Below are 23,491 nucleotides of genomic sequence, written 5' to 3' on the forward strand. Positions count from 1 at the left end.
CTTCCAAAGCCCCTGCGCTTGCTGGCGCTGCTCCTGCTATTGCTACCGTTGGCGCGTCCGGCGCGGGCCGACGCCGATGCCGACCTCGCGGCGAAGCTGGGGTTTAAATTGCTTCGCCTTACCCAACGGGGCGAAACCACGTCGTTTCTGGTAGCCGGCACGCCCGCGCAGCTGTGCCAGCGCAAACCCGTGGTGGTGCTATGCCAGGGTTCCGAAGTGCGGCCGTTGTTCGCCGTGGACGACAAAGGGCCTTTTTTTATTGGCTGGCCGCAGGACCTGAAACCTTACCAAGACCGCTACCATTTCGTTATCATCAATAAACCGGGATTGCCTTTGGTGGCTCCCGTGGCTGCCCTCACAGCGTCAATGGATTACATGGATCCCGTAACTGGCCACGTGCCGCTCATTCTACGGGAGCACGATACCCCCCAGCAATACGCCGCCACTGCCGAGGCCGTGCTGCGTTACCTGCGCCGGCAGCCGTGGGTGGACCCCCAAAACACGGCCGTGGTAGGCGTTTCGCAGGGCTACCACACGGCGGTGTGGCTGGCAAAAATTGACCGTCACATTACCCATGCGGCCTTGCTCTCCTCAAATCCTTATAGCCGCCTACACCAATACGTGAGCGACGCTCGGGCCGAACAGTATCGTGGCACCCTCGCCCCGGCCCGGGCCCAAAGCCAGATTGACTCGCTCTATTTAGAGTACCATGCCCTTATGTTGGGCACCGAAACTGCCGCGCAGCCGTGGGTTGGCGAACACTGGCGCAACTGGATATCGGTGACTAAGTACGCTGCCATCGACAACATGCTTCAGTTGCGCATTCCGCTATTCGTCGGCTACGGTACCGCTGATGTAGGTTCGGCCTTGAATGATATGCTGCCGTTTGAGTTTGACCGGCGTGGTAAAACTAATTTAACACTGCACGCATACCCCGGCCTTGATCATCATTTTGCTATTCCAACGCCCGATAAGAATGGTAAACCGTCAGAACCTGAATGGCACGACGACGACGTTTTCAAAGATGTGATGGCATGGATGGAAGCACCAGTTCGCTCGGCACGCTAATTTCTTCGCCAGGGGTGAAATAAACGCTACCGGCCCAAGCGTAGGGCCAGCCCCGCCCCGGCGGTGGCGGTGCCCGCGGCGGGGCCTCCCAGCACGCGGCCAGTGTGCACGTCGAGGCGCAGCAGGGGCTGGGGGCGCCAGTAGAGGCCGGCCGTAGCGCCGGTGTTCCAGGCGGCGCGGCCGGCGGTGTAGGCTTCCACAAAAAAGCCGGCGCGGTTGCCCAGCGGGCCGTTTAGGGCTAGCGTGCCCAGGAACTGGCCGGCCTCCACGTCGGCCAGGGTGAGGCCCTGCTGTCCAAAGCCCAGGTTGGCTTCCAGGCCGAAACGCTGGCCGAGCTGCTCGCTTACCAGCAGGCGGGCGGCTGGGGCCCAGTGGGCTTGCTTCAGCGCCGGGGCCCCGGTGCCGGGCACGGCAGTTTCGGCCAGCAGGGCCACCTGGGTGCGGGTGTCGTAGTTGGGCGAGAGCATTAGCTTGGTGCCCACCACCAGCGGGGCCCAGCCGCCACGGGCCGGAGCCAGGGGCGCGTCGGTGATGGCCGGGTCCCCGGGCGCCAGGCTCTGGTAGGGCTGGCTCACGCGCAACTCCATGCCGTTGAAAAAGCCGATACGCAGTGTGGGCGCCACCAGCCAGCCAGCGGCCCCGGCGCGGGGTAGCTGGCGCAAGGCCCCGGCTTCAAGCTGGAACTGGCCGGCGCGCAGCACCTGGGCCGTAATGGTTTGGCCGGGCCGGTCGGCGCGCAGGTTGCGCACAAAGGGCGCGTCCTGATTGGGGTTGTTTTCTTCCGGCGTGTTTTGGGCCAGGGCGGGGGCGGCGCTGCCCAGCAGGGCAGCCGCGGCCCACAGAGTGGTCGTGCGCATGGGCTGGTTAAGCCCGCCGGGGCCCCAAATGGTTCCGGGGCGGCAACCCGGCCCGGGCCCGCTACGTAGCCGCCCCAACCTTTCGCCTGTTCTGTTAACATGAAACTCAAATCCTGGCTGCCTGCCCTTTTCCTCATGAGCTTACCCCTGGCCTCGCTGCTAGCCCAGCCGGTGCTGCCGCTCTATACCGGCAACATTCCCAACTCTATTCCGAGCAGCGCGCAGGAACAATCGACCACCGACGCCAATGGTAGCGTGCACGTTTCCAACGTGGTGCAGCCTTCGCTGACGGTGTACGTGCCGCCGGCGGGCACGGCCAACGGCACATCTATCATCGTGTGCCCCGGCGGCGGCTACGGCTTTCTGTCGATGACCAACGAGGGCACCGAAATTGCCCAGCGCTTTACCGGAATGGGCATCACGGTGTTCATCCTGAAGTACCGCTTGCCCAACGATGCGCTTCAGCCCGACAAAAGCATCGCCCCGCTAATGGACGCCCAGCAGGCCTTGCGCCTGGTGCGCGAAGTGGCTCCTAAGTACAACCTCAACCCCGAGCGCATTGGCCTGATGGGCTTCTCGGCCGGCGGCCACTTGGCGGCCACGGCCGGCACTCAGTTTGCCCGGCCAGTGGGCCCCAAGCCCGGCCCAGCCTCGGTGCGGCCGGCGTTTTTGATGCTGATTTACCCGGTTATTAGCTTCAGCGACAGCCTGGCCAATGGCGGCTCGCGTACCAACCTGCTAGGCCAGAACCCGGCGGCGGCGCAGCTGGTGCAATACTCGGCCGACCGCCAGGTGACGGCCCAGACGCCCCCCACGTTCCTCGTGCACGCCCAGGACGACAACGGGGTGAAAGTGCAAAATAGCCTGGCGTTTTACGAGGCCTGCGTGCACCACGGCGTGCCCGCCGAAATGCACCTGTTTGCCAAGGGCGGCCACGGCTTTGGTCTGCACAACGCTACCACTACCGACGACTGGTCGGAGCGCCTGCGCGAGTGGCTGGCCGCCAACGGCTGGCTGACCCGCTAAGCGCGGCCGCCCCCGCGGCAAAATTTTGGCCTGAAACGGCGGTTCATCTGTTTTCTTTGCAGAGCTTTCTGCCGCCCGTGCTCATGCGTCTACATTTTTACGCGATTATCAGCGGCCTGGGGCTGGCCGGCTGCGAGCAGCACCTGTACCATAAAGAGGAAAGCCGCCCGCTGGCGGTGCCCACCGTTGTGGTGGCAGCCCCTACGGCCCCGGTACCGCCGGCGCCCGCCCCGCCGGCAGTACCCGGCAGCGCCTTCAGCGTTAACGGTAAAGTACACTACCTGGTGGCGCAGGCCCGGACCGATTCGGCGCACTCGCTGACGGCGCTGGCGTATTTTTCCGACGACGACCGGGCCCGGCAGCGCCTGACGAAGGTGCGGGGCTACGACGGGCGCTTCACCTTCACGCTGCGCGACGCGGCCGGGGCCCCCGTGTTTCGGCGCGAGCTGCGCAAGGCCGATTTTGCCAAGATGGGCGCGCCCGACGTGGTGGTGGAAAGCGCCGTGAATAAGCCTGTATTTCTGGGTTATTCGGCGGCGCTGCGGGCCCTGGTGTTCACCGTCGATTTTGGGGCCCCCAACAGCGACGTGGGCTTCCAGGTGGTGCTGCTGCTCGACCTGGGCGGCCAGGTGCTGCGTCTGAGCGAAGGCCGCGCCCTGAGCGGGGGGGCCGACTGCGACCCCGCCCTGGCTAGCAACGGCCGTGCCGTGCTCACGGCCACCGAAGTCATTCGCCCAGGCCTGCCGCCCTTGCGCCTGGCCCGCCCCGGGGCCGACCTGGCCGGCGCCTTTTTCCTGACTGATACTACTGTGCTGGCCGTGTACGACCCGGGCAAAAACCGCCCTGTGCGCCTGCCCGATGGCCTCGTGAACTACGAGCGCCGCGCCACGCCCCGGCAGCTGCAAATGCCCAACGCCTTCGTGCTGCGCGTGCGCAACGGACAGGCCATCAGTAGCTTCCACTACCATGGCTACTACGAAGGCATGGGCTACAGCGTGCCCCATTTCAACCTGTCCGCCGCCCACACCAGCTACCTGCTCGACGAGAAGCGCGGCCTGTACCTGGTGCCGATGGCCCCTGGGGCCCCCACCGTTCTGAAGTTCGCCGAAATGCCCCGGTTCGTGCCCCCGCAAATAGCCCAGGAAGTGCGGTTTGAAATGCAGGGCGAAGATGCCCAATTCGCCTTCTACGCCGACACGCTCAATCCGCACCGCGTGCGCTACCAGCGCCTGCAAGACTAAAGAAGGTTGTTTAGGGTTTGATTTCTACGCCAGACGAGCATGGCATTATTAATTTATAAAGCCGTTTAGAAAGTTATCGAAAATAAATAGGGTGGTGGTCTACAACAGGGTGGTCCGGTGAATTGCCCGAAGGGCTTCGTCGGGCCACTCTTGCTAAAAAACAGTGCATCTGGGTATCGTAAGAGTGGCCCGCCGACGGAAGAAGTCGTCGGGCCGCCCCGCTTTAGACCACTGCCCGCAGCCGAAGCATAACGTTCAACAGGCTTCCCGAACAGCCCCTACAACCACCCGAAAACAACGTTAATCCGGGACCCTAAACCGTCACGATTTCCTCGGTTCGGAAGTAATAAATGAGGCCGCGCACCTGCTTGTAGCCCAGCTGCTCGAACAGCGTGGCGTAGTTGCGCAGGGCCTGGCGGTGGGCGTGCTGCGGCGGCGGCAGCCGGAAATCGAGCAGCGTTACGCGGCGGCCTGCACGGTCCAGCACCACACGGTCGGGCCGGTAGGGGCGCACCTGCACGCCGCCAAGCAGGATTTCGCGCTCCGTTTCCACGCTCAGGTGCTCGGCGAAGTAGGGGGCCAGGCGTGGGTCGGCCACGATGCGGCCCAAGCGGGCGGCCAGCTCGTCGCGCTCCTTGGCGCTGATGATGCCCTCGGCCACGAGCTGCCCTGCTACGCGGGGCACGTCGGCCGCGGCGATGAGACGGCGCAGGCCGTAGTGCAGCTTGCGGTTCCATTCACTCAGGCGCTGCTGCTCGTCAAAATCGAACACCGTGGTGGCGTGGTGGCGCAGTTGCAGGCGCTCCTCCCAGGGTGCGGCCCCCAGGTTGGTGAGGGCGTAGGTACGGGCGGCCGGCGCGCCCCCCCCGGGTAGAAGCGCCGCCGCGCTGCCTTGGGATAACACAAACGCCACCTGCTCGTCCTGCCACTCGCCCCGGCCCTGCAAGTAGCCGTGCAGCAGGTCGGCCACGGTGCGGGCCGCGGCCAGCGGGGCCCCCAACTCCTCCGTTTCCGGCGCGGCTTTGGTGGCTTTCTTGGCCTCGGGGCGCTTGCTGAGCACGTACAGCCGGTGGCGGGGTCGGGTGAAGGCAACGTACAGCGTGTTCAGCCCTTCGAGGAAGGTTTTTTCGCGCTCCTCGGCGTACTGGGGGCCCAGGGCGGTTTGCTGTAAGGTAGCGTTCAGGCCCACCACGGCCACTTCGGGCAGGCCGGGCAGCGGCTTTTCGTCGGCAGCCAGATGGCCCCAGAGCAGCGTGTTGCGGTGTGGCTCCAGGCTCCAGTCGGCAAAGGGCACGATGACTACGCTGTAGGCCAAGCCCTTGGCCTTGTGCACGGTGGTGATGGTGATGGCCGCCCGCCCGCCCGGCGCGTTGATGCTCACGCGGCCCTTACGCCCTTCCCAGTCGGCTAGGAAGTTGCCCAGGTTGTTGCCATGGCGCAGGCTGAATTCCAGCGTCAGGTCGAGGAAGCGGAACAGGTAGTCGCTCTCGCCGTTGCGCCCCAGCAGACCAAAGAGGTCGATGAGCCGCTCGGCCAGCTCATACAAGCCCAGGTTGCCAGTTTCTTCCTCCTGCACATCGTAGCCCAGGGCCCTAAGCTCGTCGAAAAACGGCTGCACGTGCTTCGCGTTGGCCACGTCGGCCAAGTGGCGCACGCGGGCCGGCGTGGGCGGCTCCTGCCGCACCACCTTGTCGATGAGCAGCAGGGCTTCGGCCCGGGCCAGGGTATCGGCCGGCTGGTGCAGTACCCGGAAAATACTAATCAGCAAGTTCACCACTTCCGCAAATTCCAGCGCCAGCGAGTCGGCCGAAATGATGGCGTAACCCCGCTCTTTCAGGAACTTGGCCATGATTTTGCTGGCCTGCCGCGTGCGGCAAAGCACCGCCACGTCGGCCAGCGCGTAGCCGTCGGCCAGGGTCTGCTCTACAAGGGCCAGGGCCAGGTAGCAGGTGCTTTCCTCGTAGGTGAGCGTGGCGGCGGTGGCGTAGCCGGGTAGCGCCGCGCCGGTGTGGGCCCCCGCCGCGGCGTCGTACAGCTGGGCGGGCGCGTCCTTTTGGGTAAATAATAATTCGACGTGCCCCGGCTGGCCGCTAGGGGCCCCGGCGGGCACCTGCTGCCCAAAGTGCGCGTCGTAAATGCTCTGCACCAGCGGTAAGTCGGCGTGGCGCGCGCTTACCGCGGCGAAAAAGGAATTATTAAACTCGATGATTTCGCGGGCCGAGCGGTAATTAATTTGCAGGGCCTCAGCTTTTAGCGCGGGCTCCACGGTTTCGTAGCGCAGGCGCAGCAGCTCGCGCATTTCGGGTTCGCGGGCGCGGTCGGCCAGGGGCCCCGTGTTGCCCTGGTGCAGGCGCAAAATCTGCTCCATCTCGCCGCCGCGCCAGCGGTAAATGGATTGCTTAGCATCGCCCACCGCCAGGCTGTCGAAGCCGTTGGCCAGCGTATTTTCTACCAGCGGCAGCAGGTTGTTCCACTGCAAAACCGACGTGTCCTGAAACTCGTCAATTAATAAATGCTCGTATTTTTCGCCCAGTCGCTCGTACAAAAACGGTACCGGCTCAGTAAGCACAATGGCGGCAATTCGGCGGTTGAATTCCGAGATTAATACCACGTTCCGCTCGCGGCTAATTTGCTCCACCAATTTATTTAATTCACTCAGTAGCGAGGCGTGAAATAAATACGGCTGCATGGCCGTGAGCAAAATATAATTCGGTAAATAATTGGCCCGCAGCGTATCAAGCACCGCAACTAATTGGCGCAATGGCTCCTTCACGGCGTCGACACGGGCGCGGTCGGCGGCGGTTTTTATTTTGCCGCTGTACCACTTGTCCTCCGCCAGAGTGGCCTGCACGTAGCTGTTGGGCCCTGCGCCGGCGGCCAGGAGTTCGGTGCCCTTCTGCACATAGCCAAAAATGCCGCGCTTGCCCTGGTAAAAGTCGCCCTCCAGGGCCCCGGCTTCGTCCAGCACTGCCACGGCGGCCTCCTGGGCCTGGACAAACGCGGCTTCGATTTCGAGCCGCCGGGCCCGCAATTCCTTGTCAATGCGCCGAAAATCAGCCAAATCTAGCTTGCCCAGCTCCGTCACGGCCTCCTGCACGGTTTCGTTAAACAGGGCGCGGCCGAAGGTGGCCAGCTCCTCGGGCAGGCGGCTCCAACTCTTGCCCTCGTCGGCGCGGCCCAGCGCATAGTCGGCCAGCGTGGCCGAGAGCAGCCGGGTGTCGGCGTTGCGGTTCACCTTGTCGAGCAGGGCGGCTACGGCACTTTGCAGCACGCTGTCGGTGTCCAATTCCACCTCGAAACTGGCCGGCAAGTCCAGCTCGCGGGTGAAAGCCGTGACGATGCGTTGCACGAAGGCGTCGATGGTGCTCACCGCAAAATCGGCGTAGTGATAGAGCACGAGTCGGAAAGTGGCCGCCGCCCGGTGCCGCACCGCGTCGGGGCCCAGGCCGAGGGCGGCGGCCACGTCTGTGAGCAGCGCGTCGGGCTTGCCGCCGGCTTCGGGGTAGGCAAAGCGGCGCAGGGCCCCTACGATGCGCTCCTTCATTTCGCCGGCCGCGTCGCGAGTGAAGGTGATGGCCAGCACACGCTTGAAGTACGCGGGGTCTTCGGAGCTGAGGGCGAGGGTGAGGTATTCCTTGGTGAGCTGATAGGTTTTGCCCGAGCCGGCCGAGGAAGAATAAATGCGGAAGGAGGGCGACATATTGATGTAACTCGTTCAAAAAATAAGCATAATGAAAATAGGGCAGTCGTCTAATTTATGGTGATTTGCAAAATCATTAATCAGACTTAGCATTTATTTTTATTTCATGCATAAACCATTGATTAACAATATATTTATCCAATAATTTTTCCTCAAAATCATTATATTAAATAACGAGTTTAGCACCTTGGTTTAGACCATTGCCCAAAACTGCGCCTCGCCCACGGGCAGTAACTTAGCACACTCTTCCGAATTAGCTTTAATATCTTCGGAATTAATTATGCAAAAAAGCGGTCATGCTGAGCTTGTCGAAGCATCTCTACCGCTTCGTTAAACGATTGGTTTATTGAGCGTTATAGGTACTTCGACAAGCTCAGCATGACGTACCAAAAAGTTAAATTAATTCCATCAAACTACTTAGTCACACGCGAAACCGTATTTTGAATTAATTAATACCAACAGGGGCCCCGGCAGAATTACCGCCGGGGCCCCTGTTGGTATTAATTAATTCGAATTAAATCTATTTATTACTGCCCAACAGCCGACAGTTCCCGAATCCAAATGTTGCGAAAGCTAAGTGGCTCGCTCTTATCGCCGTGCGCCTGGAGCTTGATGGGCGCTGGCCCGTGGGGAGCGCCGTAAGCAGCCTTTCCAATGTAGCGCGTGGGGCCCAGCAGGGTCACGTTGTTCTCCACGAGCACGCCGTTGAAAAGCACCGTGACGCGGGCTGGCGTGGCTACTGTGCCGCCAGGCGCAAACGTGGGGGCCGTCCAGATGACGTCGTAGGTCTGCCACTCGCCGGGCTTGCGGGTGGGGTTGGCCAGCGGTACAATTTGCTTGTACACGCTGCCGGCCATACCGTTGGTGTAGGTTTTGTTATTGTACGAGTCCAATATTTGCAGCTCGTAGCCGTCGTCGCCCTTGCCCAGCGATGCCAGAAACAGGCCACTATTGCCCCGCGCCTGGCCCGTGCCCGTGATATTAGCCGGTACGCGCCACTCCAGGTGCAGTTGGTAGTTGCCAAAGCTGCGCTTGGTCTGGATGTTACCCGTGCCCTTGTTCACAGTCAGCACGCCGTCCTTCACCGTCCACGGCGCCAGGGCCCCAGGGTTATCGGTCGCGGTCCACTGGTCCAGGGTTTTGCCATCGAACAGCACCAGCGCGTCCGAAGGCGCGTCGCTGCTGGTTTTGCCCGGCATCACCACGGGGGGCACGGGGGTATAAACTTCCGTGTCCTCGGGCTTGCCGGCAGGCGGCGCGGTTTGGGCCACAGCGGCCCCCACGCTACCCACCAATAATGCGGTGGCGACCAGGCAAGTTCTCATACGGCTATTTATTTAATAAATTACAAAAGATTTCGGCAGGGCGTTGCCCGGCTATGAAAGTAGATTTTTCCTGATGTACGCCGCGCTTTGAGCAATGCTTTGGTAGGCGTCGATAGCAAAGTATTCCTGCTCCATGAAAAGGTGTTGCAAGCCCGCCGTTTTCGCGTATTTAAAAATCTTTTTGAAATCAATGGTACCCGCCCCAATTTCCGTGTTGTGCTCGGGCTGGGCTTTTTCCATGTCCTTCACATGCCACATTGGGAAACGCCTAGGGTTGGCTTCAATTAATTTAATGGGGTCGCGGCCGGCGCGCACTACCCAATAAATATCCATCTCAAAATCTACCAGGCGCGCGTCAGTTTCCTTCAGCATCACGTCGTACAGCACCACGCCGTTCACGGGCTGAAACTCGAAGTCGTGGTTGTGGTAGCCCAGGCGCAGGCCGGCCGATTTGCACAGCTCCCCGGCCCTATTCAATTTCTCGGAAATCACCTTGAAATCGTCCGTCGTTTTGCGCAGCGCAGCATCTAGGTACGGCACCACAATGTACTGCTGCCCACATCCGTTGGCCGCTTCCATGTAGGCTTTAAATGCCTCCTGGTTACCATCGCGCATGTAAGCCCCCATGTCGTAATGGCCGCTCGACGTAGTGAGACCATTGGCCGCCAGCACGGCTTTGAAGTCTTTCGGCACGAGGCCCCAGTAGTGCGTTTCCGGACTATAGCCGTAGGTTTCCACTTCCTGGTAACCAGCCTTCGCCACTTTGGCCAGCACTCCTTTGGGGTCTTTGCCGATGTAGTCGCGCAACGTGTACAACTGCAACCCCACTTTCAGCGCCGATGGGGCCGCGAACAGGGCCCCGGGGTTCACCAAGGAAAGGGCCGATAATAAACCGACCTGTTTCAGAAAATCTCTGCGTTGCGTCATGACGTTTTGGAAAGGAATAAAAAATAATTAATTTAATTGCGCTAGACGTCGCACAACTGCACCGCCTTACGCAGTGACGCTATTTTGTCAGTTTGTTTCGGGATGAACTCCTGGGCTACGTAGCCTTTAAAACCAGTCGCCTTGATGGCGCGCATGATGGCCGGGTAGTACAGCTCCTGGGTTTCATCAATTTCGTTGCGGCCCGGTACGCCGCCGGTGTGGTAGTGCGCAATGTAAGCGTGGTTATCGGTGAGGGTGCGAATAACGTCGCCCTCGTCAATCTGCATGTGGTAGATGTCGTAAAGCAGCTTGAAGTGCTCCGAACCCAGCTTTTTGGCCAACGCCACGCCCCAGGCCGTGTGGTCGCACTGGTAGTCGTGGTGGTCCACTTTGCTGTTCAGCAACTCCATCACCAGCACCACGTTGTGCTTTTCGGCCAAGGCCACCAGCGGTTGCAGGCCTAGCACGCAGTTGGCGATGCCGGTGGCGTCGTCCAAGCCGCGTCGGCTGCCGCTGAAGCAAATCAGGTTCCGGTACCCGGCTTTCGCCACCAGCGGAATCATGGCCGAGTAGTTCTTCAACAGCGTGGCATGAAACTTCGGGTCGTTGAAGCCGTCGGTCAGATTAATTTCCGCGCCGTTGCACATGGGCGAATCCAGGCCGTATTTTTTTAGTGTGGGCCATTCCTGGGGGCCCACCAAATCGATGCCCTTGATACCAATGCTCTTGGCGGCGGCGCACAGTTGATCGAGCGACAAATCGTTGTAGCACCAGCGGCAAACCGAGTGGTTAATATTATTTTTCAAAGCAGCTTCGTTCACGGGTTTTTCGGCCGGCGCGAAGGCCCCCAGCGCGCCCATCACGCCCAAGGAAGCCGTGCCCGCAACAATATTTTTAATTACCGCACGGCGGTTTGGTTGAGCAGCCATAGCGAGCACGGTTTAATTAATTTCTATGCCGGCTTCGCGGCGCGAGAATTTTCGCTGACTATTCAGCAATTGTGCCAAATAATTATTTTATGCTCAAAATATACTTGGTCATTTCCTGCGCATCGGCTACCGACAGGCCTGGGTGCGCTGTCATGGGTATTTCGCCCCAATTGCCTTTGCCACCTGTGATTATTTTGTTCGCCAGCATAGCAATGTTGGCCTCAGTAGGCTTGTATTTTTCGGCAATGGCGGCGTAGGCGGGTCCCACCACTTTGTCGTGCTCTTTGTGGCACCCGGCGCAGTCGGAGGCCGCAATTAATTTAGCGCCCGGCGCGGCGCTGGCCAGATCGGCACCGGGGGCCCCAAGCGCGTCGCCGGTGGCTGGCACGGCGGTGGGGGCCCCGCTGCCGGCGGCGGGCTCGGTAGCGGCAGTTTCGTTGGTTTTTGGCGCTGATTCGCAAGCGGCTAGCAGGGCGCAGCTGCTGAGCAGTAAGGCAATTTTTTTCATTGGACGCAAGAAATTACAAGCCTAACAGAGTTTTATTGAATTCCGGGTCGGTGGCGGTATTAGCGAAGTCATCAAACGCCTTATCGGTGACCCGAATGATGTGGTCGCGGATGAATTGGGCCCCTTCGCGGGCCCCGTCCTCCGAGTTTTTGAGGGCACATTCCCACTCCAGCACGGCCCAACCGGCGAAGTCATACTGAGCCATTTTACTGAAAATGGCTTTGAAATCCACCTGCCCGTCGCCCAGCGAGCGAAAGCGACCGGCCCGGTCGAGCCAGCTCTGGTAGCCGCCGTATACGCCCTGGCGGCCGGTGGGATTGAACTCGGCGTCCTTGACGTGAAACATCTTGATCCGCTCGTGGTAGATGTCGATGTACTCCAGGTAATCAAGGCATTGCAGCACGAAGTGCGAGGGGTCGTAGAGTAGGCAGGCGCGTGGGTGATGGTGCACCTTGTCCAGGAACATCTCGTAAGTGATGCCGTCGTGCAGGTCCTCACCGGCGTGCACCTCATAGCACAAGTCCACGCCGCAGCGGTCAAACTCGTCCAGAATGGGCGTCCAGCGACGGGCTAATTCAGTAAAGCCTTCGTCGACTAAGCCGGCCGGGCGCTGGGGCCAGGGATAGACCATCGGCCAGAGCAGAGCCCCGCTGAAGGTGGCGTGCGCCTTGAGGCCCAGGTTTTGCGAGGCCTGCGCGGCGTATTTCACCTGCTGCACAGCCCACTGCTGCCGCGCGGCGGGGTTGTTGCGGTACGCCTCCGGCGCAAAGCCGTCGAACAGTTTATCGTAAGCCGGGTTCACGGCCACCAGCTGGCCCTGCAAGTGCGTAGACAACTCGGTGATTTCCAGGCCCGCCGCGTTCACGATGCCCTTGATTTCGTCGGCGTAGGTTTTGCTTTCGGCCGCCTTTTGCAGGTCAATGAAGCGCGCGTCGAGCGTAGGCATTTGAATGCCTTTGTAGCCAAGGCCGGCGGCCCAGCCGCAGATGGATTCCAGGCTGTTGAACGGGGCTTCGTCGCCGATAAATTGGGCCAGGAAAATGGCGGGGCCCTGGAGGGTAGTCATAAGCAGGTCAAACGGTGAATTCGGTCCATTTTTTGTCCGACTTACCCGAGGCGATGACGTTCTCAATAAACGCCATGCCGCGCACGCCGTCGGCAATACTCGGGTAGTCAAGGGCTTCGGGCGAAGCGGTTGTGCCGGCGTCGCGCGCTTGCAGGCTCAGGGCGAAGTTGCGGTAGAGGTTGGCGAAGGCTTCCAGGTAGCCTTCGGGGTGGCCGGCGGGCACGCGGGTGTTGTGCTGGGCAAAGGAGCCGACGTAGCCGGTGCCAGTACGCCGAATTTCGGTGGGCCGGTCCAGCCACTTCACTTGCAGCGTGTTGGCGTCTACTTGCTGCCACTCCAGGCCCCCCTGATCACCGTAGACACGGATGCGGACGTTGTTTTCCTCGCCGGCCGCAATCTGGGAGGCCATGAGCACGGCGCTGGCACCGTTAGACAACTTCAACAGCACGGCGCCGTCGTCGTCGAGCTGCCGGCCGGGCACCACCGTGTTAATGTCGGCGCACAGGCGCGTCACGTGCAGGCCCGTCACGTACTCCAACAGGTTAAAGGCGTGGGTACCAATGTCGCCCATTGCCCCGGCCACGCCACTGCGGGCGGGGTCGGTGCGCCAGGCTGCCTGCTTGTTGGCACCGCCCTCCTCGAAGCTGCTGAGCCAGCCCTGCGGATATTCTACGTAGGCTTTGCGGATGGGCCCCAGGGTGCCGGCAGCTAGTATCTGCCGGGCCTCCTTCACCATCGGGTAGCCGGTATAGGTATGGGTGAGGCACAGCAGCCGGCCGCTGGCTTCGGCCACGGCTTGCAGTTGCTTGGCCTCGGCCAGCGAGAACGTCATCGGCTTGTCAAGAATGACATCGAAGCCGTTTTCCAAGGCCATTTTGGCCGGCGCAAAGTGCAGGTAGTTAGGCGTGACGATTGAAATGACCTGCACCCGCTCGGCCGCTGTTAGCTGTTTTTCCCGGGTAATCAGTTCTTCGTAGGAGCCGTATACCCGGCCGGGGACCAGGCCCAGCAGCACGCCGGTAGCCTGTGATTTAGCCGCGTCGCTGCTGAAAGCGCCAGCCGTGAGCTCATATAAGCCATCGAGGGAAGCAGCAATGCGGTGAACGGCCCCAATGAAGGCCCCTTGCCCGCCGCCAATCATGCCCAATCGTAATTTCATGCGTTAGTATGTGGGTTAAATACTTGCTAAGGTTGTTTAGAAAGACTTTAGAACGTCATGCTGAGCTTGTTGAAGCATGACGTTCTAAAGTCTTTCTAAACAACTCCTTTACACCTCCAGGCGTGCGTTGGCCTCGGCGTAGCTGATTACCTCGGCGGTCACGGGGGCGTTGCGGTCCTTAAACAGCAGGAGGAACACCACTAGCACGCCCGCCGCAATGGCGGCTGGGATCAGCCAGACGGTACGCCAGTCGTGCAGGCTGGCGGTGAGCTGATTAGCGTCCACAATCTGACCCGACAGCAGCGAGCCAATCAGCATGCCCACCCCGTAGGTGGCCAGCGTGATGAAGCCCTGGGCGGCGCTCTTCGACTGCTCGCCGGCCAAGTTATCGGTGTAAATCTGGCCCGTCACAAAGAAGAAATCGTAGCAGATGCCATGCAGCACAATGCCCGCAATCAGCATCCAGTAGGTGCTATCGACGTTGCCGTAGGCAAAGAAAATGTAGCGCACCACCCAGGCAGCCATGCCGATGGCCAGCATTTTCTTCACACCCAGCCGGGCAAAAAACACCGGTATCAGCAGCATAAACAGCACCTCCGATACCTGGCCCAAGCTCTGCACGCCGGCGGCCGACTTCATGCCCACCTCGTTCAGGAACGGGTTGGTGAAGCCGTAGTAAAAGGAGAGCGGCACGCAGATGGCCACCGAAGCCAGAAAAAACACCAGGTACGAGCGGTTTTTCAGGAGCCGGATGGCGTCCAGGCCCAGCAGGTCGCCCACGGTGGTGGGGCCCTCCTTTTTAATTGGAGGTGTGGCGGGCAGCAAGAAGCTAAACGCCCCGAGCAAGGCCGACGCGCCGGCCGCCATCTTCAGGGTGAGGCCCAGCGTGCCGCTGGCTTCCCAGCCGAACTGGGCGATGGTGAGGCCCGCTACAATCCAACCCACGGTGCCCAGCACCCGGATGTTGGCAAACTCCTGCTGCGGGTTTTGCATTTGCCGAAAGGAGATGGAGTTAACCAACGCCAGCGTGGGCATATACAAAATCATGTAAATGAGGATGTAGGGATAAAAGGCCCCGAAATCAGCAGCGCCGGCCGCCTGCCACAGCAGCACGGCCCCTGCCAAATGCAGCACCCCCAGGATTTTCTGCGCCGAAAAAAACCGGTCCGCAATCAGCCCAATGACGAAGGGCGCGACGATGGCCCCGATGGACTGGGTGAGGAACGCCACACCCACCTGCACGCCAGACGTGTGCAGGTTGCGCAGCAAATACGTCCCCAGCGTCACGAACCAGGCCCCCCAGATGAAAAACTCCAGGAACATCATCAGCGACAGCTTAAAGCGGATGGTAGCGGTCATAGGCCAGAAAAGGGGGTAAAGGAAAAAGTAATAGGGCCCCGGCGGGGCGGGACGAAATCAGGACGTGGCCCAGGCCTTGTCGCCTTTTTTGTAGGGCACGTTGCCGTCGTAGCGCCCGGGGATGGGCAGGTAGCGCAGGGCCTTGGTGGCGCCTACTTCGGAGGTGAAGTAGCCGAGCAAAGTCAGCTGCTTCATCATGCGGAAATAGTGGCTGGGGGCTCCCTTTTCGGGTTGGGCGGCGGCGTACTCCTTTTGCTCTTTGTCCAGGGCGGTCAGCAGGGCGGTGCGCTCGGCGGCGTCGCAGGCCAGGAAGCTCTTGCTGTACTGTTTATTGCACGCCTCGCTGAGCTTCACGATGCCATCCGTGAAAATCTTCTGGTCGGCGGGGGTGTAGCAGTCGCGCACCATCACGTTCATGAAGCGCCCAATGCGGGCCGCTTTGGCCCCCGGCGAGGCGGCAGTAGTAGGCAAAATGGTGTCGCCTACCTCGTCGAGCAGGCGAATCTGGTCCACGTCCAGGTCGGGCATTCTGGCCAGGGGGGCCCCGGCGCCGGCGCCGGCCTCCGCGGCCGGCTTGCCGGGCGAGGAGCAGCTGCTCAGAAACATATCGGCGCCGATAACGGTGCCGCCCATCAACAGGGCTACGCGGGCAATGGCATTTCTGCGGTCCATAAAACGGAGCTGAAGTGGTCGGTTCCTAGATGTTTTGTTTTTTGAGTTCGCTCACGGCGTGGTCCACGGCCCGGGCTGTGAGGGCCATGTAGGTCAGCGAGGGGTTTTGGCAGGCCGCCGAGGTCATGGCCGAGCCGTCGGTCACGTACACGTTGGGCGCGTCCCATACTTGGTTGTACTGGTTAAGCACCGACGTTTTGGGGTCGCGGCCCATGCGGGCGGTGCCCATCTCGTGGATGCCGCCGCCTAGCACATAGCCGTTATCATAGGTTTTCACATTTTTCAGGCCCGCTTTTTCCAGCATTTCCTGGGCGTCGGCCATCATGTCGACGCGCATCTTCTTCTCGTTTTCGCGGGTGTAGGCGTCGATGGCCAGCACCGGCAGGCCCCACTTGTCCTTCTTGGTTTTGTCAAGGTAGGCGCGGTTGTCGTGGTAGGGCAGGGTTTCGCCGAATCCCGTCATGCCCATCGTCCACTTGCCGGGCTCGGTGAGGGCGTCCTTGAACTCGCCGCCGATGCTCATCTCCGGAATTTCGCGGCTCCAGCCCTCACGGCCGGCGCTGCCCTGGTAGCCAAACCCGCGGATGTAATCGCGCTTGTCGCCGAACAGGTTGCGGTAGCGGGGCACGTAAATGCCGTTGGCGCGCCGCCCGTACACGTACTTGTCCTCGTAGCCATCGGCGTCGCCATGGGCCCCCGCCCGGAAGTGGTGGTCCATCAGGTTGTGGCCCAGCTCGCCGCTGCTGCTGCCCAGGCCCTCAGGCCACACGTCGGTGGCCGAGTTCATCAGCACCCAGGCCGAATTCAGGGTCGAGGCGTTCAGGAACACGACTTTAGCAAAGTACTCGTAGGTCTGGTTGGTTTCGGCATCGAGCACCTCCACACCCTTGGCGCGCTTGGTATCCTTGTCGTAGAGGATTTTGGTGACGATGGAAAACGGGCGCAACGTAAGGTTGCCGGTGGCCACGGCCGCGGGCAGCGTGGCCGACTGCGTGCTGAAGTAAGCCCCAAACGGGCAGCCCAGCCAGCACTTGTTGCGGTACTGGCAGTTGGTGCGGTTGTGGTGCGGGCGCGTGATGTTGGCCGTGCGGCCGATGATCATGCGCCGGTGCTCGTAATTCTTTTTGATGCGGGCCGCCACGTCCTTCTCCACGATGTTCATCTCCATGGGCGGCATGAAGTCGCCGTCGGGCAGCTGCGGCAGCCCGTCGCGGTTGCCGCTGATGCCGGCAAACTTCTCCACATAGGAGTACCAGGGTGCCAGGTCTTTGTAGCGAATGGGCCAGTCCACAGCAACGCCATCGTTTGCATTGGCCGCAAAGTCAAAATCGCTTAGGCGGTACGATTGCCGGCCCCACATCAGCGAGCGGCCGCCCACGTGGTAGCCCCGGAACCAATCGAAGGGCTTCACCTCCACGTAGGGGCTGTCCTGCTCGTTGACCCAGTAGTTTAGGTTGGCTTCGTTCAGGGTGTAGTCGCGGCCCAGCACCGGGTACTCGGCAATCATCTTCTGGGTTTTGCCGCCGCGGTGCGGAAATTCCCAGGGGGCCTTGTTGGCATTGACGTAGTCCTTAATGTGCTCGATGTTTTCACCACGCTCGAGCATAATGGTTTTCAACCCTTTTTCGGTCAATTCCTTAGCTGCCCAGCCGCCCGAAATTCCCGATCCGATGACGATGGCATCATACGTATTTTTTTCCATGAAGCTGCTGCTGAATAATGGGTGGGTTGATGTTGCAGAGACTGCTAAAATCAATGGATATTCAGAATAATGAGATTCTTCTGCTGCCTAATCAAGCAGTTAACACTGCTCAGCTATCCATCGCAAACCATTGCACGAGTTTAGAACTGGTAATGTAACGAGTATTTCTAACTTCTACCGGCAGCAACGGTACCAAAGCAGTTTTTTATGGTACGTTATGCCGTCTACGCGAGCCGATCTTGGATTGGTAGGAGCCCACTAAACTGATGGGATTATGACCTAGTGCTCCAGCAGCATAATTTCAAGTAATAAACTGTACAAGCAAGTGCTTGATTAACCTAGGTTTTAGAGAAATATAACACCTCGAAATTAAGCTGTCGAGTACTAGTTGGTTTGAGCCTTACGCCGCCGCCACGTCTGGGTTTGCCCCAGGCCATGGGGCGCTCCTTGCCCAGGAGCCCAGCCGTCCCACAGCCCGCGCAACGAACCTTGTCGGCTAAACCTGCCGTGTGACTGGGCATTTCCTTCCCCCTCCCGATTCTACCTTCTTCATGGATACTGTAGCCGCCGGCGTCACCCAGTTGCGCATCCAGCGCTTTGTAAACGTGTACTTTGTGGACGCCGGCACGCCCGGCGACTGGGTACTGGTGGATACTGGCCTGCCCGGCAGTGAAAGAGCTATTCGCGCCGCCGCCGCCGCCGAACTGTATGGGCCCGGAGTGGGGCCCCAGGCCATCGTGCTTACCCACGGCCACCTCGACCACCTGGGCGCGGCCCTGGAACTTACTACCGGCTGGCACGTGCCAGTGCTGGTGCACTCCCTGGAGCGGCCCTACGTGACAGCCCAGGCACTGCATCCGCCGCGCGACCCCACCGTGGGCGGCTCGTTGGCGTTTATGAGCCGGTTTTTCCCGACGCAGCTGCCCGACCTGCGCGACGTGGTGCAGGAGCTACCGCTGGATACCGACGCCGTGCCCTTTTTGATGGGTTGGCGTTGGCTACACGTGCCGGGCCACGCCCCGGACCAAATTTCGCTCTTCCGTGATGCCGAACGCACGCTTTTGGGGGGCGACGCCTTCGCCACTACCGACCACGATTCGGTGCCAGCGGTGCTGCTAGAATAGCCCAAAATCAGCCGCGCCGGCACACCTTTTAATTACGACTGGGCAGCGGCTGAGCGCTCAGTGCAGGCGCTGGCAGCGCTGAGCCCGGCCGCTATTGGCTGTGGCCACGGGCCGGTTATCCAGGGGCCCCAGGCAGCGGCCGGGCTGGCCCAGCTGGCGGCCCACTACCCGGTGCCGGCCCACGGCCGCTACATCCACGAGGCCGCCCGCACCAACGCCAGCGGCGTGGAGCACCTGCCCCCCGCCTGTACCCGACCAGCTGCCCCGCCAGGCCGCCGCGCTGGCCGCAGGCGTACTGCCGGGCGCGGCAGCCTGGCTGCTGCTACGCCGCCGCCAGGGTAACTTACGGGCCGGTGCGCCCGGTGCTGTAGAACGGAGTGGCACTCCGTTTCCGGGCGGACGTAAAACGGAGTGCCACCCCGTTCTGCCATCCTTTCGTACTAACTGCATACTGCTTTGGAAGCTGCGCTGGGCGCCGCCGTAGCACAGCCCCCGGGCGGCCCGCCCCGTACTTTGCCGGCGTAAATAGCTACCCGCCACCGCGCATTTTTTGCATGACACCGAAAGAAACTAACCCGCGCATTCGCGCCAGCTGGGCCAATCCCTGCCAAGCAAACCGGGCCTGGTTAGAGTACCTAGTTTGCAAAAGCAAGCCGTGGGGGCCCCGCGGGTGGGGCGTGGCCCTGCTGCTGGGGGCCCTGCTATGGCCCGGTATCGGGCAAGCCCAACCCACGCGCCCGGCCAAAACAGGGCCCCGGGCGGCCCTCTACGCCACCTATCGCTACGTGGCCTATACCGTGTACGACCACACTGACGGCGACCCGCCCACCCGCGTGGCCGGCGTGGCCGGCACGCTCACCCTGTTTCCAACCGGGGCCTACGACAAGCGCCTGCGCATCACGGGGCCCAACGGAGCCCGCGAGTTCGTGCAACACGGCCAATGCACGGTGCGCGGCGACAGCATCCGCTTCGCCTTCACCGACGCCCAGGGCTTCGACGTGCAGCGCGGCACCTACCGCCTCGACGCCCGCACGCGCCGCCTCACCATCACCATTGCCGGCTACCCGCCCGGCAACCGGGGCGTGTACGAGCTGGTGGCTGACGCTGCCCCAGGGCCCCGGCCCGCCCCGAAGCGACACTAGCGGCCGGGGGCCCCGGGCGGTTCTGAAGCGGCGGTAGTAGCCCGGGCCTCCGGTTGCCGGCCCGCTCCCGGGCGGCGTAACTTGCGCCCCCGTTCGGGGCCCCACTCCCACCCCGGGCCCGGACGATTAAATGATACTTGTTAACTGTTAATTGAAAAAATGGGACGCGCATTTGAATTTCGGAAAGGCCGCAAAATGAAGCGCTGGGACCGGATGTCGAAAGACTTCACCCGCATCGGCAAGGAAATCGTGATGGCCGTGAAAGAGGGCGGCCCCAACCCTGACGGCAATGCCCGCCTGCGCACCGCCATCCAGAACGGCAAGGGCGTGAACATGCCCAAGGACCGCGTGGAAGCCGCCATCAAGCGCGCCAGCAGCCGCGAAGAAAAAGACTACCAAGAAGTTGTGTACGAAGGCTACGGCCCCCACGGCATCGCCATTGTGGTGGAAACCGCCACCGACAACCCCACCCGCACCGTGAGCAACGTGCGCCTCTACTTTAACCGCAACAGCGGGGCCCTAGGCACGGCGGGCAGCTCCGACTACACCTTCACCCGCAAGGGCGTGTTCAAGCTGGCCGCCGCCGGGCTTGACCGCGACGAACTGGAACTGGACCTGATTGACGTGGGCGCCGAGGACGTATACGAAACCCAAGAAGAGGACGAGCACGGCGCCGAGCACGCCTACATGGTGGTCGAAACCGCCTTCACCGACTTCGGCCAGATGCAGAAAGCCCTCGAAGCCAGGGGCCTGAACGTGGTGAGTGCTACCCTCCAGCGCGTGCCCAACACCACCGTGGCCCTGAACGACGAGCAAGCCGAGGAAGTCGAAAAGCTCATCGAAAAGTTTGAGGAAGACGAGGACGTGCAGGCCGTATACCACACAATGGGCTAAACCGGCCCGCGCACGGCGACCGGCAATTGGTACCGGCCTGAGCTACCCGATGACCCATGTGTTTCCACCGTTTCTTTCGTCGCCATGGCACTTACCAAGCTCATTCCGAACATCTCCTACGCCGATTTGGCGGTTGACCAAGCGTTGTTTGAGCAGGGCCTTGGCTTTGCATTACGCTATGAAGAACTGGGCGGCGCGCAGCCTTTCTGCATCTTAGGCAAAGACGCGGTGGAGCTTCACTTGGTGCAAAACGCCGCCCTCGACCGATCCCAGCTTCGCCTCGAAACCGATGACATCCACGCGCTTTTCACCGAAGTGCAGCGCGCCGCGCCGGACCTGTTGCACCCCAACGGCAACCACGTAACGCAGAAGCCGTGGGGCCTGCTGGAATTTGCGCTGCTTGATGCCTCGCAAGTGTACGTTATTGTTCAGCAACCGACGTAACCGTTAGTGCCTCGGCGGCTTCTTGCTTGCGCACCACGCGCCGAAATACCGGCCGGAGCCCGAAGTACAGCAGCGCTACTACCGGCACTGCCGCCACCGCCCAAATGAGCAGGCCCCCTAGCTCGGCCCGCCACAGCAGGCGCAGCAGGGCCAGCGGCTCGTGGCGCACCTGGTACTGCAACTGACTGAGGGTGAATCGGGACAGCGCGTTGCCCTGCCCCAGCAGCTCGCCGCCATAGCGCAACAGGGGCAGCAGCAACAGCAGCTGCACCGGCGTGAGCAGGTGGCACACGAGCTGCAAGGCGGCCACGTTCAGGCGCAGGCGCAGGGCCACGCCGGTGGCAATGAGGGTGGTGAGGCCAAACGTGGGGGCCACGCCCAGGGCCGCGCCCAGACCCACCGTGAGGGCCAGTTGGCCCGGCGAGAGGCCCGCTTTCAGCAGGTTCAGCAGCGGGTCAAGCAGCACCCGGCGCAGCCAGCCGGGCCGGGCCGCGGGGCCCTCCGGTGGGGGCGGGGCAGGCGAGGAAAAAACAACGGTCATATCCAAAGCTAAACTTTAGCGAAACCAAGGCGGGCCGGCGGCGCTTATCTTCGCCGACGCCCCGCGTACCCTTACGGGCGGGGCCGTTTTTTCGCCGCCCGGGCCCCATGCCACAAACTTTTTTGCCCGTCCACCAGCCGGGCCCCTGGTACCGCGAGCTACCGCTGCTGCTGCGCCACGCCGCCCGCGAGCTGGCCGCCAACGACCCCCTGCGCCTGGGAGCCGCCACGGCGTTCTTTACCTCGTTTGCCCTGCCGCCCATCCTCATCATCCTCATCCAGCTGCTGCGGGCCCTCTACCCCACGTCGCTGGTGCGCGCCATGCTGCTGGGCAAGCTCAGCAACGTGCTGGGGCAGGCCGCCACCGGCCTCATCGAGCAGATTCTCAGCAACGTAGTCGATCCGCGCCGCACCCGACTCGTGACGTGGGCGGGCTTTGCCTTCCTGGTATTCGTCGCCACTACGCTCTTCACCATCATCCAACACTCGCTGAACCAGCTGTGGCAAATCCGGCCGCGGCGCCGTAGCGGGCCGCTGGCCGTGGCCCTGCGCGAGCGGCTGCGCTCGGGCGGCGTGCTGCTGGCCACGGGGGCCCTAGCGGTGCTGGCCTTCAGCACCGACGCGGCGCTGGGCCTGTTCGCCGACAGCATCCGCGACTTCGATACTACGCTGGCCTACTACGTGGTGCGGGCCCTGAACTCGCTGGCCGCCTTCGGCATTCTGGCCGTGTGGTTCGGCCTCACCTTCCGCACCCTCAGCCTGGCCAAAGTGCCCTGGCGAGCCGTACGCAATGGGGCCTTGCTCACGGCCGTGCTCATCACCTTGGGCGAAATTGTGCTCGGTAAGCTGCTCGTTAGCCGGGACCTGGGGCCCGTGTACGGCCCGGCGGCAGGGCTGGTGCTGGTGCTGCTGTTCGTGTTTTATTGCGCGATGATTTTTTACTTCGGCGCGGCCTTCACCAAGGTCTACGCCGTGCGCCTGGGCCTGCCCATCCAGCCCAAAAAATCGGCCGTGCGCTACCGGCTAGTCAACATCGACGAGGACGACCGGTAGGTTTTTGCCACTGGAGCTGTTCAGAAGGTTGTCAGCATGGGGTAGAGACGCAAGGATGCGTCTCTACCCCGTTTCAAAAGCCAAAAATTCGCTACGACCCCGCCACCGCCGGCCTGTACTGGACCAGCGAGGGCGACCCGGCTCGGCGCCTCGACCCGTTTGTGCGCGAGATGAACACCACCGGGGCCTTCCACCGCACGCTGCCCGCGCTGCCGCAGTTCCACTTCACTGGCGCGCCCGACCGGGGGCCCCTGGGCAACGCTACTTACGAGAGCCTGGCCCGCACCCCCGGCGGCCCGGCCGGCGCGCCCTACTCCCCCCGCCTTAGCCAGCTCGACGCCCGCTCCGGGGCTCTGCTCTACCAGTATGCCTGTGTGCTGGACCCCGTTATTCAGCCGGGCCGCATCAACCGGATGTCAGAAACTCGTGGCCGTGAACGACCACGAGTTCTAACTATCGAGTGCTTTTACGCGTCCGTGGGGGGCGTGCAAACCCGGATTTACGCCGTGGACACCCGCGCGGCCACCGACATGCGCGCCCGCCTTGCCCTGGCCGGGGGCCCCTACCGGCCGGTGCGCAAGCGCCTCGTGGCCGACCTAGGGGCCCTGGCCTCGCGCCTCGATAACCTCGAAGGGCTGGCCTTTGGCCCCCCGCTGCCCAACGGCCACCGCACGCTAGTCGTCGTGGCCGACAACAACTTCAGCGCCAACGAAGCTAATCAGTTCCTGGCCTTTGAGGTGTTGCCGTAGCCCCGG

22 protein-coding genes are annotated in these 23,491 nt (G+C 61.9%); 9 read left to right on the plus strand and 13 right to left on the minus strand.

Translation table 11 applies throughout. The annotated features are described in order from the left end of the window. Positions 1 to 18 precede the first annotated feature (18 nt). The gene (locus tag DDQ68_RS07335; protein WP_109655711.1) at positions 19 to 1,068 is read left to right on the plus strand and encodes an alpha/beta hydrolase; all 1,050 of its coding nucleotides are present in this window, start codon (positions 19 to 21) and stop codon (positions 1,066 to 1,068) included. A gap of 26 nt (positions 1,069 to 1,094) precedes the next feature. Here the strand turns inward: DDQ68_RS07335 and DDQ68_RS07340 are convergent, their stop codons facing one another. Next, positions 1,095 to 1,925 carry a transporter gene (locus tag DDQ68_RS07340; protein ID WP_109655712.1) on the minus strand — a complete coding sequence of 277 codons (831 nt, stop codon included), beginning with the start codon at positions 1,923 to 1,925 and terminating at the stop codon, positions 1,095 to 1,097. Positions 1,926 to 2,024: 99 nt separating this feature from the next. Here DDQ68_RS07340 and DDQ68_RS07345 point away from each other — a divergent pair, with 99 nt between their 5' ends. Further along, complete coding sequence (locus DDQ68_RS07345) at positions 2,025 to 2,951, plus strand: alpha/beta hydrolase (protein ID WP_109655713.1); 927 nt, start codon at positions 2,025 to 2,027, stop codon at positions 2,949 to 2,951. 83 nt (positions 2,952 to 3,034) lie between these two features. Continuing rightward, complete coding sequence (locus DDQ68_RS07350) at positions 3,035 to 4,192, plus strand: hypothetical protein (protein WP_162549916.1); 1,158 nt, start codon at positions 3,035 to 3,037, stop codon at positions 4,190 to 4,192. Positions 4,193 to 4,505: 313 nt separating this feature from the next. Here DDQ68_RS07350 and DDQ68_RS07355 read toward each other — a convergent pair whose 3' ends face one another. From DDQ68_RS07355 to DDQ68_RS07400, 10 genes are all read right to left on the minus strand, one after another. Next, on the minus strand, positions 4,506 to 7,892 hold the full coding sequence (locus DDQ68_RS07355; protein WP_109655715.1) for a UvrD-helicase domain-containing protein: 3,387 nt from the start codon (positions 7,890 to 7,892) through the stop codon (positions 4,506 to 4,508). A 527-nt stretch (positions 7,893 to 8,419) separates the two neighbouring features. Then, complete coding sequence (locus DDQ68_RS07360; RefSeq protein WP_109655716.1) at positions 8,420 to 9,217, minus strand: 3-keto-disaccharide hydrolase; 798 nt, start codon at positions 9,215 to 9,217, stop codon at positions 8,420 to 8,422. Positions 9,218 to 9,268: 51 nt separating this feature from the next. Then, positions 9,269 to 10,144, minus strand: coding sequence for a sugar phosphate isomerase/epimerase family protein (locus DDQ68_RS07365; protein ID WP_109655717.1), 876 nt, complete (start codon positions 10,142 to 10,144; stop codon positions 9,269 to 9,271). Between the two features lie 41 nt (positions 10,145 to 10,185). Beyond that, entirely contained in the window at positions 10,186 to 11,073 is an 888-nt protein-coding gene (locus tag DDQ68_RS07370) for a hydroxypyruvate isomerase family protein (protein ID WP_109655718.1), read from the minus strand. Positions 11,074 to 11,155: 82 nt separating this feature from the next. Next, complete coding sequence (locus tag DDQ68_RS07375) at positions 11,156 to 11,581, minus strand: c-type cytochrome (protein WP_109655719.1); 426 nt, start codon at positions 11,579 to 11,581, stop codon at positions 11,156 to 11,158. A gap of 13 nt (positions 11,582 to 11,594) precedes the next feature. After that, positions 11,595 to 12,647, minus strand: a complete 1,053-nt coding sequence (locus tag DDQ68_RS07380) for a sugar phosphate isomerase/epimerase family protein (protein ID WP_109655720.1) — start codon at positions 12,645 to 12,647, stop codon at positions 11,595 to 11,597. A 7-nt stretch (positions 12,648 to 12,654) separates the two neighbouring features. Continuing rightward, complete coding sequence (locus DDQ68_RS07385) at positions 12,655 to 13,806, minus strand: Gfo/Idh/MocA family protein (RefSeq protein WP_211320240.1); 1,152 nt, start codon at positions 13,804 to 13,806, stop codon at positions 12,655 to 12,657. A gap of 108 nt (positions 13,807 to 13,914) precedes the next feature. Next, positions 13,915 to 15,165 carry a nucleoside permease gene (locus DDQ68_RS07390; protein ID WP_109655722.1) on the minus strand — a complete coding sequence of 417 codons (1,251 nt, stop codon included), beginning with the start codon at positions 15,163 to 15,165 and terminating at the stop codon, positions 13,915 to 13,917. Between the two features lie 57 nt (positions 15,166 to 15,222). Beyond that, positions 15,223 to 15,837, minus strand: coding sequence for a gluconate 2-dehydrogenase subunit 3 family protein (locus DDQ68_RS07395; protein ID WP_109655723.1), 615 nt, complete (start codon positions 15,835 to 15,837; stop codon positions 15,223 to 15,225). A 25-nt stretch (positions 15,838 to 15,862) separates the two neighbouring features. Further along, positions 15,863 to 17,539: a GMC oxidoreductase gene (locus DDQ68_RS07400; protein ID WP_109655724.1), complete on the minus strand. Its 1,677-nt coding sequence runs from the start codon at positions 17,537 to 17,539 to the stop codon at positions 15,863 to 15,865. 551 nt (positions 17,540 to 18,090) lie between these two features. On the opposite strand from DDQ68_RS07400, the gene DDQ68_RS07405 reads away from it, so the two are divergent. Continuing rightward, positions 18,091 to 18,663, plus strand: coding sequence for an MBL fold metallo-hydrolase (locus DDQ68_RS07405; protein ID WP_109655725.1), 573 nt, complete (start codon positions 18,091 to 18,093; stop codon positions 18,661 to 18,663). 57 nt (positions 18,664 to 18,720) lie between these two features. Here DDQ68_RS07405 and DDQ68_RS22665 read toward each other — a convergent pair whose 3' ends face one another. Continuing rightward, the gene (locus DDQ68_RS22665) at positions 18,721 to 18,897 is read right to left on the minus strand and encodes a hypothetical protein (RefSeq protein ID WP_162549917.1); all 177 of its coding nucleotides are present in this window, start codon (positions 18,895 to 18,897) and stop codon (positions 18,721 to 18,723) included. 320 nt (positions 18,898 to 19,217) lie between these two features. Between DDQ68_RS22665 and DDQ68_RS07415 the strand changes: the two genes are divergently transcribed. The 3 genes from DDQ68_RS07415 (at position 19,218) to DDQ68_RS07425 (ending at position 21,143) form a co-directional block, all read left to right on the plus strand. Then, on the plus strand, positions 19,218 to 19,805 hold the full coding sequence (locus tag DDQ68_RS07415; protein ID WP_109655727.1) for a hypothetical protein: 588 nt from the start codon (positions 19,218 to 19,220) through the stop codon (positions 19,803 to 19,805). A gap of 159 nt (positions 19,806 to 19,964) precedes the next feature. Continuing rightward, a complete protein-coding gene (locus DDQ68_RS07420; protein WP_109655728.1) occupies positions 19,965 to 20,699 on the plus strand; it encodes a YebC/PmpR family DNA-binding transcriptional regulator in 735 nt (244 codons plus the stop codon). Between the two features lie 84 nt (positions 20,700 to 20,783). Continuing rightward, positions 20,784 to 21,143 carry a VOC family protein gene (locus tag DDQ68_RS07425; RefSeq protein ID WP_109655729.1) on the plus strand — a complete coding sequence of 120 codons (360 nt, stop codon included), beginning with the start codon at positions 20,784 to 20,786 and terminating at the stop codon, positions 21,141 to 21,143. Here the strand turns inward: DDQ68_RS07425 and DDQ68_RS07430 are convergent. Next, positions 21,121 to 21,684 carry a DUF2062 domain-containing protein gene (locus tag DDQ68_RS07430; RefSeq protein WP_109655730.1) on the minus strand — a complete coding sequence of 188 codons (564 nt, stop codon included), beginning with the start codon at positions 21,682 to 21,684 and terminating at the stop codon, positions 21,121 to 21,123. The genes DDQ68_RS07425 and DDQ68_RS07430 overlap by 23 nt on opposite strands. Before the next feature lie 107 nt (positions 21,685 to 21,791). On the opposite strand from DDQ68_RS07430, the gene DDQ68_RS07435 reads away from it, so the two are divergent. After that, positions 21,792 to 22,736, plus strand: coding sequence for a YihY/virulence factor BrkB family protein (locus DDQ68_RS07435; RefSeq protein ID WP_109655731.1), 945 nt, complete (start codon positions 21,792 to 21,794; stop codon positions 22,734 to 22,736). Between the two features lie 113 nt (positions 22,737 to 22,849). Beyond that, a complete protein-coding gene (locus tag DDQ68_RS07440) occupies positions 22,850 to 23,485 on the plus strand; it encodes an esterase-like activity of phytase family protein (RefSeq protein WP_245897429.1) in 636 nt (211 codons plus the stop codon). Positions 23,486 to 23,491 lie beyond the last annotated feature (6 nt).

Source organism: Hymenobacter nivis (assembly GCF_003149515.1).
GTDB classification, from domain to species: domain Bacteria; phylum Bacteroidota; class Bacteroidia; order Cytophagales; family Hymenobacteraceae; genus Hymenobacter; species Hymenobacter nivis.